This is a genomic window from Variovorax sp. GW821-FHT09B01 (genome assembly GCF_059418345.1).
The window spans coordinates 251,915-265,803 of the sequence record NZ_JBWKPQ010000006.1; the positions used below are offsets into that span (position 1 = coordinate 251,915).

10 protein-coding genes are annotated in these 13,889 nt (G+C 68.0%); 2 read left to right on the forward strand and 8 right to left on the reverse strand.

Translation table 11 applies throughout. From position 1 onward, the window contains the following. Window positions 1–16: 16 nt before the first annotated feature. The gene (locus tag AC07RV_RS20210) at window positions 17–784 is read left to right on the forward strand and encodes a PP2C family protein-serine/threonine phosphatase (RefSeq protein WP_093342626.1); all 768 of its coding nucleotides are present in this window, start codon (window positions 17–19) and stop codon (window positions 782–784) included. A 35-nt stretch (window positions 785–819) separates the two neighbouring features. Here AC07RV_RS20210 and AC07RV_RS20215 read toward each other — a convergent pair whose 3' ends face one another. The 8 genes from AC07RV_RS20215 to AC07RV_RS20250 form a co-directional block, all read right to left on the reverse strand. After that, window positions 820–1,482, reverse strand: a complete 663-nt coding sequence (locus AC07RV_RS20215) for a hypothetical protein (RefSeq protein ID WP_093342628.1) — start codon at window positions 1,480–1,482, stop codon at window positions 820–822. Next, the gene (gene zapE, locus AC07RV_RS20220; RefSeq protein ID WP_296789042.1) at window positions 1,479–2,576 is read right to left on the reverse strand and encodes a cell division protein ZapE; all 1,098 of its coding nucleotides are present in this window, start codon (window positions 2,574–2,576) and stop codon (window positions 1,479–1,481) included. The genes AC07RV_RS20215 and zapE overlap by 4 nt, the downstream gene beginning before the upstream one ends. Before the next feature lie 73 nt (window positions 2,577–2,649). Then, complete coding sequence (gene lpdA / locus AC07RV_RS20225) at window positions 2,650–4,077, reverse strand: dihydrolipoyl dehydrogenase (protein ID WP_208507788.1); 1,428 nt, start codon at window positions 4,075–4,077, stop codon at window positions 2,650–2,652. A gap of 160 nt (window positions 4,078–4,237) precedes the next feature. Further along, window positions 4,238–5,509 (reverse strand): 2-oxoglutarate dehydrogenase complex dihydrolipoyllysine-residue succinyltransferase, encoded by a 1,272-nt coding sequence (gene odhB, locus AC07RV_RS20230; RefSeq protein WP_296789040.1) that lies wholly within the window; start codon window positions 5,507–5,509, stop codon window positions 4,238–4,240. 138 nt (window positions 5,510–5,647) lie between these two features. Further along, a complete protein-coding gene (locus AC07RV_RS20235; protein ID WP_093342634.1) occupies window positions 5,648–8,524 on the reverse strand; it encodes a 2-oxoglutarate dehydrogenase E1 component in 2,877 nt (958 codons plus the stop codon). Window positions 8,525–8,704: 180 nt separating this feature from the next. Continuing rightward, window positions 8,705–10,666, reverse strand: coding sequence for a propionate--CoA ligase (locus tag AC07RV_RS20240; RefSeq protein ID WP_296789037.1), 1,962 nt, complete (start codon window positions 10,664–10,666; stop codon window positions 8,705–8,707). Window positions 10,667–10,796: 130 nt separating this feature from the next. After that, on the reverse strand, window positions 10,797–11,399 hold the full coding sequence (locus tag AC07RV_RS20245) for an isochorismatase family protein (protein WP_093342637.1): 603 nt from the start codon (window positions 11,397–11,399) through the stop codon (window positions 10,797–10,799). 92 nt (window positions 11,400–11,491) lie between these two features. Next, window positions 11,492–12,115, reverse strand: a complete 624-nt coding sequence (locus tag AC07RV_RS20250; RefSeq protein ID WP_296789036.1) for a TetR/AcrR family transcriptional regulator — start codon at window positions 12,113–12,115, stop codon at window positions 11,492–11,494. A gap of 131 nt (window positions 12,116–12,246) precedes the next feature. Between AC07RV_RS20250 and AC07RV_RS20255 the strand changes: the two genes are divergently transcribed. Beyond that, complete coding sequence (locus tag AC07RV_RS20255) at window positions 12,247–13,881, forward strand: 4-hydroxyphenylacetate 3-hydroxylase family protein (protein WP_296789035.1); 1,635 nt, start codon at window positions 12,247–12,249, stop codon at window positions 13,879–13,881. The last annotated feature ends 8 nt before the right edge of the window (window positions 13,882–13,889 follow it).

Below are 13,889 nucleotides of genomic sequence, written 5' to 3' on the forward strand. Positions count from 1 at the left end.
CGGCGCATTCGCGCTCATGACCCAAGGCTTTCGACTCGTTGCCGCCACCGGCTTGCACAAGGGCGACCGCCCCTACCAGCAGGACCAGGTGCTGCTGATCGCGCATCCGCGCACGCCGGGCTGCGTGCTCGCCGTGGTGGCCGACGGCATGGGCGGGCGCAGCGGCGGACGCAAGGCCTCCGACCAGGTGCTGATGACCGCGCGCCAGCTCTTCGCGCGCTACAACCCGGCGCGCGACGAAGCCGAAGCGCTGCTGCGCCAGTTGCTCGAGGACGCGCACACGGTGATCAAGCTCACGGCCGTGTCGAGCGAGCAGGAACCGCACAGCACGCTGGCCGCCTTCCTCATGAACCCGACCGGCGACTGCGCCTGGATCCACGCGGGCGATTCGCGCATCTACCACTTCCACGACGGCCGGCTGATCAAGCGCACGCGCGACCATTCGTACGTGCAGACGCTGATCGACCGCGGCGAGATCACCGAGGCCGAGGCCAACGTGCATCCGCAGGGCAACATCCTGCTCGGCTGCCTGGGCATGCGCTCGACGCCGCCGCCGATCGCACCCGACCAGGTGCCGAGGATGCAGCCCGGCGACCTGCTGATGGCCTGCAGCGATGGCCTGTGGCACTACTTCACTCCCGAGGAACTCGCGAGCGTGCTTCATGCGCAGCCGCCGCGCGATGCGGTCGAGATCCTGGTGGGCGAAGCACGCCGCCGGGCGCATGGCACCGGCGACAACATCTCGATCGCGGTGCTCAAGCTCGAGCCCCTGCCGGCGGCCTGAAATCTCCACGGCCCGCGCGGGCCGTTGCGCGGCGGTCAGGGCTTCGCAGCCGGCTCCGCGGGCGGCAATGGCGCGCCACGCGGCTTGGTGCGGTTGGTGTTCTGCCGCTCGCGGCTGGCGCGGTGCTCCTCGGCCTTGCGCTGCTTTTCCTCGTAGCGCTGGGCCTGCGCGGGCGCCTCGGCGCGGCGCTGCGCGGCCTTGGCCTGCTCGGCGGCCTGGTTGCTCTGCTTCTGGTCGAACTGGCGCTGGCGCTCGGGCGCTTCCGCGGCCGTCGCGGCACGGCCTTCGGCATGGTCGGCGGCACGCTGTTCGCGTTCGCGCTGGTTCTGCTGGGACTGCTCGCGCTGCTGCGCGGAATCCTGCGGGCGTTCGGTGGTCTTCTTCTCGTCGAGCTTGCGCAGCTCGGCGGCGCCGCGGCGCTGGCGCTCGATGTCGTTGATCGACGATTCCTGGCGCTTGATGTGGTCGTTCTCGGTGCGGCGGCGCGCGCGGCTGTCGCGCAGGCAGTCCTCGACCGCGAACTTGGCGTAGCAGGCCTTGCGCTCGTTCTCGTAGCGCGCCTCGATGGCGGCGCGCTCGCTGGCCAGGCGGTTGCGCTCGGCCTCGAGATCGGCGACGCCGGCGGCGGCGCTGGACTGGGCCCAGGCCGGCAGGCCGGCCAACGACATCCACAGGGCAAGGACGAGGGTTTTCTTCATGTGAGGCGAGTGTCGACGATGCGGCGTTCCAGCGCGAGGAATTCGGCCGACTGCATCTCGTTGAGCCGCGAGACCGTGCGCGGAAACTCGTGCGCCAGCGGCCCCTCGGTGTACAACGCCTCGGCCGGTACCTCGGCCGACATGATGAGCTTGACGCGGCGGTCGTACAGCACGTCGACCAGCCAGGTGAAGCGGCGCGCCTCCGAGGCCATGCGCACCGGCATGTGCGGCACGTCGGACAGCAGCACGGTGTGGAACTGGCTCGCGATCTCGAGGTAGTCGTTCTGCGAACGCGGCCCGCCGCACAGCGTCTTGAAGTCGAACCAGACGACGCCACCGGCCTTGCGCCGCGCGCGGATCTCGCGCGACTCGATGTGCAGCACCGGATTCTCGTCGGCCGTCTCGGCCAGCTTCTCGAAGGCCTTGCGCATCTCCTTCTCGGCGCCGGCATCGTTCGGCGTCAGGTACATGCGCAGCTGCTCCATGGTGCGGCGCCGGTAGTCGGTGCCGTTGTCCACGCTGAGCACCTCGAGCTTCTGGTTCAGCAGCTCGATGGCGGGCAGGATGCGGTCGCGGTGCAGCCCGCCGGGATAGAGGTCGTCGGGCTTGAAATTGGAAGTGGTGACGAAGCCCACGCCGTTCTCGAACAGCGCCATCAGCAGCCGATGCAGGATCATCGCGTCGGTGATGTCGGCGACGTGGAACTCGTCGAAACAGATCAGCTTGTAGCGCTTCGAGATGCGCAGGCCCAGCTCGTCGAGCGGGTTGACGGTGCCCTGCAGCTCGCGCAGTTCGCGGTGCACCTCGCGCATGAACTCGTGGAAGTGCAGGCGCGTCTTGCGCCGCAGCGGCACGGCGTTGAAGAAGAGGTCCATCAGGAAGCTCTTCCCGCGCCCCACCCCGCCGTACATGTAGACGCCGCGCGGCAGCTCGGGCCGGTTGATGAGCTTCTTCAGCGCATTGGAACGCTGCGACTTGTACGCGGCCCATTCCGCGGCGCAGCGATCGAGCGCCTCGACGGCCCTCAGCTGCGCGGGATCGCTCTTGAACCCGCGTGTCGCGAGTTCCGCTTCGTAGGCCTGTTTGACGCTCAAGGGATCGGAATGCTAGGTGTTGGGGGCTGCGGGCGGCCAGCGAATGGCCGCCCGCAGCGTGGTCGCCGCTGGATCAGAAGTTCAGCGTGCGCTTGTCCACCGCCAGGGCGGCTTCCTTGGTGGCTTCCGACAACGAGGGGTGCGCATGGCAGATGCGCGCGATGTCCTCGGCGCTGGCCTTGAACTCCATCGCCACCACGGCTTCGGAGATCAGTTCGCTGGCCTGCGGGCCGACGATGTGCACGCCCAGGATCTCGTCCGTGGTCGCGTCGGCCAGGAACTTGACCAGGCCGGTCGTGTCGCCGAGCGCGCGCGCGCGGCCGTTGGCCAGGAACGGGAAGGTGCCGGCCTTGTAGGCGCGGCCCGAGGCCTTGAGCTGCTGTTCGGTCTGGCCGACCCACGCGATCTCGGGGCTGGTGTAGATCACCCACGGCACGGTGTTGAAGTTGACGTGCCCGTGCTGGCCGGCAATGCGCTCGGCCACGGCAACGCCCTCTTCTTCTGCCTTGTGCGCGAGCATCGGACCGCGCACCACGTCGCCGATCGCCCACACGTTCGGCAGGCTGGTCTTGCAGTCGTCGTCCACGGCGATGGCGCCGCGCTCGTCGAGCTTCAGGCCCACGGCTTCGGCGTTCAGGCCGATGGTGTTGGGCACGCGGCCGATCGAGACGATCAGCTTGTCGACCTCGAGCGTCTGGGCTTCGCCCTTGGCGTTGGTCCAGGCCACGCTCACGCCGTTCTTGCCCGACTTGATCTCGCCGACCTTCACACCGAGCTCGATCTTCAGGCCCTGCTTGTCGAAGGCCTTCTTGGCTTCCTTGGCGATCTGCTCGTCGACCGCGCCGAGGAAGGTCGGCAGCGCTTCGAGCACCGTGACTTCGGCGCCGAGGCGGCGCCACACCGAGCCCATCTCGAGGCCGATGACGCCCGAGCCGATCAGGCCCAGCTTCTTCGGCACCGCGCCGATGCGCAGGGCGCCGTCGTTCGAGAGGATGTTCTCCTCGTCGAAGGCCGCGCCGGGCAGCGCACGGGCGTTGGAGCCGGTGGCGACGATGATGTGCTTGCCGGTGATGGTTTCCTCGGCGGCGCCGGTCACCTTGATGTCGTAGCCGGCGTCGCCGGCCTTCTCGAACGCGCCACGGCCGTGGAAGAAGCTGATCTTGTTCTTCTTGAACAGGTACAGGATGCCGTCGTTGTTCTGCTTCACGACCTGGTCCTTGCGGGCCAGCATCTTGGCGAGGTCGATGCCGAGGCCCTCGACCTTGATGCCGTGGTCGGCGAAGTGGTGGTTCGCCTGCTCGTAGTGCTCCGACGACTGCAGCAGCGCCTTCGAAGGGATGCAGCCGACGTTGGTGCAGGTGCCGCCCGGGGCCGGGCCGCCCTTGCCGTTCTTCCACTCGTCGATGCAGGCGACGTTGAAGCCGAGCTGCGCCGCGCGGATGGCGGCGATGTAGCCGCCGGGGCCGCCGCCGATGACGATGACGTCGAATTGTTTGGACATGATTTCCTTCATGATTTCGTGTGCCGGCTCCGCTCAATGGCAAGCGAAGCGAAGGCCGTTCGGGAGCACCCGCGGAACCGGCTTTGCCGGGCCGCTGGGTGCGCCCCCTTGAGGGGGGAGGCGGCTACACGAAGTGAGCGAGCAACGGGGGTGGGTCAGGTTAGATGTCGAACAGGAGGCGCGACGGGTCTTCCAGCGCTTCCTTCATGGCGACCAGGCCCAGCACGGCTTCGCGGCCGTCGATGATGCGGTGGTCGTAGCTCATCGCCAGGTAGTTCATCGGGCGGATGACGATCTGGCCGTTTTCGACCACGGCGCGGTCCTTGGTGGCGTGCACGCCGAGGATCGCGGACTGGGGCGGGTTGATGATCGGGGTCGAGAGCATCGAGCCGAAGGTGCCGCCGTTCGAGATCGAGAAGGTGCCGCCGGTCATCTCTTCGATGCCCAGCTTGCCGTCCTGTGCCTTCTTGCCGTACTCGGCGATCTTCTTCTCGATGTCGGCGAAGCTCATCTGGTCGGCATTGCGCAGGATCGGCACCACCAGGCCGCGCGGCGAACCGACGGCGATGCCGATGTCGAAGTAGCCGTGGTACAGGATGTCGTTGCCGTCGACCGAGGCGTTGATCACCGGGTACTTCTTGAGCGCGTGCACCGCGGCCTTCACGAAGAAGCTCATGAAGCCGAGCTTGACGCCGTGTTCCTTGGTGAAGCTGTCCTGGAAGCGCTTGCGCAGTTCCATGACGGGCGCCATGTTGACCTCGTTGAAGGTCGTGAGGATGGCGTTGGTCGACTGCGATTGCAGCAGGCGCTCGGCGATGCGGGCGCGCAGGCGGCTCATCGGCACGCGCTGTTCGGGGCGCTCGCCCAGGTCCGGCGCGCTGGTGGGCGCGGCGACCTGCGGCAGCGCGGGCTTGGCGGCCGGCGCGGGGATCGCGGCGGGCGCGGCCTTGGCGGTGGCACCCGAAGCCACGGCGCCGAGCACGTCGCCCTTGGTCACGCGGCCGTCCTTGCCGGTGCCGGCGACGTCGCTGGTCTTGAGGTTGTTGTCGGCCAGCAGCTTGGCGGCGGCGGGCATGGCGACGTCGGACTTGGCACCGCCGGTGGCGGCGGCAGCGGCTGCCGCGGGCGCGGCGGCGGGTGCCGGGGCGGCAGCGGCGGGCGCTGCGGCCGGAGCGGCGGCGCCGGCCTTGCCTTCGGTGTCGATCTTCGCGATCAGCTGCTCGGCCACGACGGTGGCGCCGTCGCCTTGCACGATCTCGGCCAGCACGCCGGCGGCGGGCGCCGGCACTTCGAGCACGACCTTGTCGGTCTCGATCTCGATCAGGATTTCATCGATGGCGACGGCTTCGCCGGCCTTCTTCTTCCAGGTGAGCATGGTGGCTTCGGCCACCGATTCGGACAGCTGAGGGACTTTGACTTCTACGATAGACATTTGGAGTTTGCTCCGCTTTGATTTGTGTGTGCCCCTGGGGCCCGGCTTCGCCAGGCCCGCCCCTCGTGGGGGATCGGGCGATGTGGCCGTGCCACATGCGCCCGAGCGGGTTGTTCGTGTTGAAAGGAGATCGTTCTATTACTTGGTCAGCACGAAGCCCTTGAGCTTGGCGAAGGCGGCATCGACCAGTGCCTTCTGCTGTTCCTGGTGCAGGTGCGAGTAGCCGACGGCCGGCGAGGCCGAGGCCGCGCGGCCGGCGTAGCCGAGCTTCTGGCCTTCCTGCATGTTCTCGTGGATGTAGTGCTGCACGAAGAACCAGGCACCCTGGTTCTGCGGTTCGTCCTGGCACCACACCACGTCGACGAGGTTCGGGTACTTCTTGATCTCGGCCGCGAAGGCCTTGTGCGGGAACGGATAGAGCTGTTCGACGCGGATGATCGCCACGTCGTCGTCGCCGCGCTCCTCGCGCTTCTTGGCCAGGTCGTAGTAGACCTTGCCCGAGCAGGCGACCAGGCGCTTGACCTTCTCGGCCTTGAGCGCCTTGCTTTCCGGAATGATGGTCTGGAAGCTGCCCTTGGTGAACTCGGCCAGCGGCGAGGTCGCGTCCTTGTTGCGCAGCAGCGACTTGGGCGTGAGGATGATCAGCGGCTTGCGCAGGTTGCGCACCATCTGGCGGCGCAGCACGTGGAAGATCTGGCTGGCCGTGGTCGGCTGCACCACCTGCATGTTGGTGTCGGCGCTCAGTTGCATGAAGCGCTCGAGGCGCGCCGAGCTGTGCTCGGGGCCCTGGCCTTCGTAGCCGTGCGGCAGCATCATCGTCAGGCCGTTGACGCGGCCCCACTTGACTTCGCCCGAGGCGATGAACTGGTCGATCACCACTTGCGCGCCGTTCACGAAGTCGCCGAACTGGGCTTCCCAGATCACCAGCGTGTTCGGGTCGTTCGAAGCGTAGCCGTATTCGAACGCGAGCACCGCTTCTTCCGACAGGATCGAGTCGATCACGACGAACGGGGCCTGGTTGTCCGCGACGTTCTGCAGCGGCGTGTAGGTGCCTTCGTCGAACTTCTCGCGGTTCTGGTCGTGCAGCACGGCGTGGCGGTGCGTGAACGTGCCGCGGCCCGAGTCCTCGCCCGACAGGCGCACCGGGTAGCCGCTGGCCACCAGCGAGGCGAAGGCCATGTGCTCGCCCATGCCCCAGTCGACGTTGACGTCGCCGCGGCCCATGGCGGCGCGGTCGTCGAGCACCTTCTTGACCAGCGGATGCACCGTGAAGCCTTGCGGCACGGTGGTGATCTTCTCGGCCAGGCGCTTCCACTCGCTCGAGGGAATCGCGGTGTCGCCGGCGTCGGTCCACTTCTTGTTGAGGTACGGGCTCCAGTCGACGGCGTACTTGCTCTTGAAGTTGGTCAGCACCGGGTCGACGGTGTTCTTGCCTTCGTCGAAGGCGGCGCGCTGCGCCTTGACCATGTCGTCGCCGAGCGTGTCGCCCAGGCCCTGCGCGGCCAGCTTGTCGGCGTACAGCTTGCGCGTGCCGGGATGCTGGGCGATCTTCTTGTACATCAGCGGCTGGGTCAGCGAGGGGGTGTCCTGCTCGTTGTGGCCCAGCTTGCGGAAGCAGATGATGTCCACGACCACGTCCTTCTGGAATTCCATGCGGAAGTCCAGCGCGATCTGGGTGGCGAGCACCACGGCTTCGGGATCGTCGCCGTTCACGTGCAGCACCGGCGCCTCGATCATCTTGACGATGTCGGTGCAATACAGCGTCGAGCGGCTGTCGCGCGGGTCGCTGGTGGTGAAGCCGATCTGGTTGTTGATGACGATGTGCACCGTGCCGCCCGTGGAGTAGCCACGGGTTTCGGCCAGCGCCAGCGTTTCCATCACGACGCCCTGGCCCGCGAAGGCGGCGTCGCCGTGCACGATCACGGGCAGCACCTGCTTGCCCAGCGGGTCGGCGCGGCGGTCCATGCGCGCGCGCACCGAGCCTTCGACCACGGGATTCACGATCTCAAGGTGCGAGGGGTTGAACGCGAGGCTCAGGTGGACCGGGCCGCCGGGGGTGGTCACGTCCGAGCTGAAGCCCTGGTGGTACTTGACGTCGCCGCTGGGCAGGTCTTCAGGCGCGGTGTGGTCGAACTCGGCGAACAGGTCGGCCGGCATCTTGCCGAGCGAGTTGACCAGCACGTTGAGGCGGCCGCGGTGGGCCATGCCGATCACGATTTCCTGCACGCCCTTGGCGCCAGCCTGGTTGATCAGCTCGTCCATCGAGACGATGAAGCTTTCGCCGCCTTCGAGCGAGAAGCGCTTCTGGCCGACGTACTTGGTGTGCAGGAAGCGCTCGAGGCCCTCGGCCGCGGTCAGGCGGTTGAGCACGTGCTTCTTCTGCTCGGCGCTGAGCTTGGGGTTGGTGCGAGCGCTTTCGAGCCGCTGCTGCCACCAGCGCTTGTGATTCTGGTCGGTGGTGTACATGTACTCGGCACCCATGGTGCCGCAGTACGTTTCGCGCAGTGCGTTGAGCAGGTCGCGCAAGGACATGGTGTCCTTGCCGAAGAATGTGTTGCTGGTGTTGAACACCGTCTCGAGGTCGGCGTCGGTGAAGCCGTAGAACGAGGGCTCGAGTTCGGGAATGGCGGGACGCTCGGCGCGCTTGAGCGGATCGAGGTCGGCCCAGCGGGCGCCGACGTTGCGGTAGGCGGCGATCAGCTGCTGGACGGCGGTGCGCTTGCGGCCGAGTTCGGAGTCGGCGCCGCTGGCCTGCACGACCTTGGTCGTGCCCTGCTTCGCCAGTTCGGCAAAAGCGTTGATGACCGGCTGGTGCGGAACGTCGCGGGTGTTGGTGCCGTCGGCGGCGGGGACGTGCTGCAGCGCGTCGAAGTAGGTGCGCCAGTTGTCGGGCACGCTGCCGGGGTTGGCGAGGTAGTTTTCGTACATCTCCTCGACATAGGGCGCGTTGCCGCCGAAGAGATAGGTGTTGCCTTGGTAGGCGGCATACACCGATGGAGTCGATGAATCGCTCATATTGCGCTGACCTTCGCTTCCCTGTGGGAAGCACGAGCTGGTTTAAGAAACCTTCCGCGACACGGCTGAACCGATTGGCGGATGCGACTGTGGCTGGGGAAGGGCCTGAGTACCGGGCGATTGTGCCACGCCAACCATATGACGGTTGAAAGCGGATGCACAACCCCCCAGGCGTGGCACTCAGGCCGGCTTGAGTAACAGTTTGATCTGCTGCAGCGTGGCGGGGTCGTCGATGGTCGTCAGGTCGCCCGGATCGCGGCCCTCGCAGACCGCCTGGATGGCGCGGCGCAGCAATTTGCCGCTGCGGGTCTTGGGCAGCCCGCCCACGAAGCGCACGCGCGCCGGGCGGGCCAGCGCGCCGAGCTGGTCGGCCACGGTCTTCATGATCTCGCCCTCGAGCTTCAGCGCCACGGCGTCGTCGCTCACGGCCTGCCCGTCCTTGGGCACCACGAAGGCCATCGCGACCTGGCCCTTGAGCGCATCGGCCACGCCCACCACGGCCACCTCGGCCACGCCCGCGTGGCCCGAGATGCTCTCCTCGATCTCGCGCGTGCCGAGCCGGTGGCCGGCCACGTTGATCACGTCGTCGGTGCGACCGAGGATGTAGAAATAGCCGTCCTCGTCGCGGATGCCCCAGTCGAAGGTCGAATAGACCATCTTGCCGGGCACGCTCTTCCAGTAGGTGTTGACGAAGCGCGCGTCGTCCTTCCAGATGGTCTGCATGAAGCCCGGCGGCGTCGGGCCCTCGACCACGACCACGCCCTTCTCGTTCGGGGCGGTCAGTTCCTCGCCGGTCGACTCGTGCAGGATCTTCACCTTGTAGCCGTACATCGGCACGCCGGGGCTGCCGAACTTGCTGGGCTTCTTCTCGATGCCGTTGGCGATGGTGATGATCGGCCAGCCCGATTCGGTCTGCCAGTAGTTGTCGATGATCGGCACGCCCAGGCCCTCGGCGATCCAGCGGCCCGTGGGCTCGTCGAGCGGCTCGCCGGCCAGGAACAGCGCGCGCAAGGTGGAGAGGTCGTATGTCTTGAGTAGCGCCGGGTCCTGCTTCTTGAGCACGCGCACCGCGGTCGGCGCGCTGAACATCACCGTCACCTTGTACTTCTCGACCAGCCGCCACCAGATGCCGCCGTCGGGCTGGCCATCGAGTCCCTGCGTGGGCAGGCCCTCATACATCACCGTCGCCATGCCGGCGATCAGCGGGCCGTAGACGATGTAGCTGTGGCCCACGACCCAGCCGATGTCGCTGGTGGAGAAATAGGTCTCGCCGGGCCGCCCGTCGAAGATGTGCTTCATGCTCGCGGCCAGCGCCACCGCGTAGCCGCCCACGTCGCGCTGCACGCCCTTGGGCTTGCCGGTGGTGCCGCTGGTGTAGATGGTGTAGCTGATCTCGGTCGACTCGAGCCAGGTGCAGGGCACCTGCGCGTCGAGGTGCTTTTGCCGCAGCTCGCTCGCCAGGTGGTCGCGCCCCGCCACCAGCGCCATGGGGGCCAGGCCGCGGTCGGTCAGCAGCACCGCGTCGGGCTTGTGCTTCGACAGGCGGATCGCCTCGTCGAGCAGCGGCTTGTACGCGATCACCTTGCCGCCGCGCGAACCGGCGTCGGCGCTCACCACCACCTTGGGCTCGGCGTCCTCGATGCGCGTGGCCAGCGAGCCGCTCGCGAAACCGCCGAACACCACGCAGTGGATGGCGCCGATGCGCGCGCAGGCCAGCATCGCGAATGCGGCCTCGGGAATCATCGGCATGTAGATCAGCACGCGGTCGCCGCGGCCCACGCCCAGGTCGGCCAGGCTGGCGGCGGTGCGCTGCACCTCGGCATGCAGCTCGCGGAAGCTGTAGCTCTTCTCGGTGCCGGTCTCGGTCGAGACGAAGATCAGCGCCGGCTGGTCGCCGCGCTCGGCCAGGTGGCGGTCGACGGCGTTGTGGCACAGGTTGGTGGTGCCGCCGACGAACCAGCGCGCGAACGGCGGCTGGCCGGCGTCGAGGATCTTCTGCGGCGGGCTCTGCCAGTCGATGAGCCGGGCCTGCTCGGCCCAGAAGGCCTCGGGCGCGTCGATGGACTGGCGGTGGAAATCTTCGTAGCGGCTCATCGGTGTTGTCTCCTGATCTTGGAAAGTCGGTCCGGCACCGCCCGGCAACGGGCGACGCCAAAACTGAATTCATAATTATGGAGACCGATCTTGCAGCAGGCTGACACGCGCCACAAGCGGATGAAACCGGGGCCGGCCGGCTGCCGCCCCTTATTGGATGGAAGGTGGCCCCGCCCTCTCAGCGCACCAGCGCGAGCAGCTCCGGAAAGGCCGGATGCTCGGCCGTGCGCAGCCATTCGAAGCCGACCATCTCCGTCGTCACCAGCTCGGCGCCCGCGCCGGCCAGGCGGTCGAAGGCGGCGTCGCGGTTGCGCTCGGTGCGCGAACCGCAGGCATCGGTGACGACCCAGACCTCGAACTCGTCCTCCAGCAGGTCGAGCGCCGTCTGCAGCAGGCAGACATGGGCTTCGCAGCCGGCGATGACGATGGTGTTGCGCTCCTCGGCGGCCGCGGCCGGCTTCTGCAGATGCTTGGGCAGGCTGCGCGCATTGCCCTGCGGCGCCTTGGCCGGCACGCGCAGCCATTCGCCCAGGCCTTCCTCGACGCCGCTGAAGTGCATCTTCGGCAGCGTGCGACGGCACAGCGCGCGGATGTCGGGCAGGTTCTCGCCGAGCTTGGACGGGTTGTGCTCGGTGCCGAAGACCGGCACGTCGAACAGCCGGGCCATCTTGCCGAGGCGGACCGCGTTCTGCGCCACCGCCTCCGACTCGAAGATCGCCGGCATCAGTCGGGCCTGATAGTCGACCAGCACGAGTTGGGATTGGGATGCATCGAGCAGCATGGGCAGGGTTCTTTCTTCTGACGAGGGTTGCGGGGGCGCCGTGCGCCCTGAACCCTGGAAACTAACACCAAAGCACCGGCGCGCGGACCGGCTCAGGCGGCCGGCGCCTCGACGCGGGCCACGAGCTGCCCGATGTAGGCCTCGAACAGCGCATCGGCCGACTGCCCGAACATGCGGATGCGCCCGGTGTGCCGCATCAGCAGCAGGCCCACGCCGTGCGCGAACAGCGCGGTGTTCTCGCGCAGCGCGTCGGCGGCATCGAGCCCCATCGCGCGCAGCGCTTCCTCGCAGGGGTTGAGCGCCTCCTTCAACTGGTCGTTGAGCGCATGGTCGAGCTCGCTGGTCAGGCCGCGCGGCCGCATGCCGTGCACCAGGTAGAAGCCGAGGTCGAGTTCGCGCGGATGGGCCGCGTAGAAGCCGAACCAGGCCCGCGCCTTGGACGCCAGCGTCAGCGCGGGCCGGTCCGCGAAGGCCTCGGCCTCGGCCACCGCGGCACACAGGCGCAGCAGCGATTCGTCGAGCAGCGCGGCGTAGATCGCCTCCTTGCTCTCGAAGTACGAATAGATGGCGCCGGGCGTGTAGCCGGCGCGGCGCGCGATCTCGCGGATGCTCGCGCCCTCGATGCCGGCCTCGGAGAACACGGCCCGCGCCGCGTCGAGCACCAGCGCGCGGCGCGCGTCGCTCAGGGTCTGTCGTCGTTGGAGCTTGGCCTGCATGGGCTGGACTGTAGCCCTTCTTTTAAGCGTTGCTCATTTTCCTTAACGGTTGATCAATTTTTTGAACAGTGTTTAAATTTAGCGAAGCCGGCCCGTTCCGGCCCGCACGACAACCACCGGAGACACCCACGATGAACGCCCCGCTCCCCTCGGCCGCGCTGATGTCCGGCGCCGACTACCGCGAATCGCTGCGCCGCTACAAGCCCGTCGTCTACGTCGACGGCCGGCGGGTCGAGAGCGTGGCCGACGAGCCCGCGTTCCGCCCCGGCATCAACGCCATTGCCCTGACCTACGACCATGCGCTGAAGACGCAGTACGAACCGCTGATGACCGCGGTGCAGCACACCAGCGGCAAGCGCGTGAACCGGCTCTCGCACATCAACACCAGCGCCGGCGACCTGCTCAACAAGCTCGAGGCGGTGCGGCTGGTGTGCCAGGAAACCGGCTGCGCGCAGCGCTACCTCACGCACGACGCACTCAACGCGATCGCCCAGGTGTCGGCGCGCATCGACGACGCGCGCGGCGGCGGCGAGCACACGGCGCGCTTCCTCGAGTACCTGCACCGCGTCCAGGACCAGGACCTGACCCTGGGCGTGGCCATGACCGACGCCAAGGGCGACCGCAGCCGCCGGCCGCACGAGCAGGCCAACGTCGACAGCTACGTGCACGTGGTGGAACGCAACGCGCGCGGCATCGTGATCTCGGGCACCAAGGCCATCGTGACCGGCGCGCCCTACGTGCACGAGCTGCTGGTCATGCCCTGCCGCAACATGGGCCGCGAGGACGCCGACTTCGCCGTCTGCTGCGCGGTGCCGCTCGACGCGCCGGGCCTGACCATCGTGGCGCGCCCGGCCGGCCGGCCCGGCGAGAAGCTCGAGCATGGCGACGCCCTGTTCAGCCGCAAGTACGGCCAGAGCACCGGCGTGTGCATCTTCGACCGCGTGCTGGTGCCCTGGGAGCGCGTGTTCTACGACGGCTCCGACGGCAGCTGGGAACACTCGGGCCACCTCACCTACAGCTACGCCACCCACCACCGCCACAGCTGCATCGGCGCGCGCGCCGGCTTCGGCGACCTGCTGATCGGCGCCGGCGCGTTGATGTGCGAGGCCAACGGCTTCGACCCGGGCAAGGAGAGCCACCTGCGCGAGCAGATGGTCGAGCTCATCAGCATCACCGAGGGCTTCTTCGCCTGCGGCGTGGCGGCCAGCGTCTACGGCAAGGCCGACGAGCACTGTCCGGTCTTCATGCCCGACCCGGTGTTCAGCAACATCGGCAAGCTGCTGCTGGCGACCAAGATCTACGACATGCACCGCATCGCCCACACCGTGAGCGGCGGCCTGATCGTCACCCTGCCCGGACCCGACGAGGACCACAACCCCGAGACCGCGGCGCGGCTGTCGGACGTGCTGCGCGCCAATCCGGCCGTGCCCTACGAGCACCGCATCGAGGCGGCCCGCTTCATCGAGGACCTGACGGCCGGCTACCAGGGCGGCTGGTACAGCGTGATCAGCCTGCATGGCGGCGGCTCGCCGGCGGCGATGAAGCAGGAGATCTGGCGCCACTACCCGGTGGGCTCGAAGGTGGAGCTGGTCGAGCGGCTGCTCGAGCGCGGCATCGCCGCCGACGGCTCGCCCGCGGCCGCGCCGCACGATCCGCAGCGCGCGATCACGCGCAACCGCCAGCCCGGCAAGTGCTGCGACACGGGGTGCACGACGCCCGGACAGCCGGTGATGGTCGAACTGCCCAAGCCTCATCGCGCCGCCTAGACTCGGCG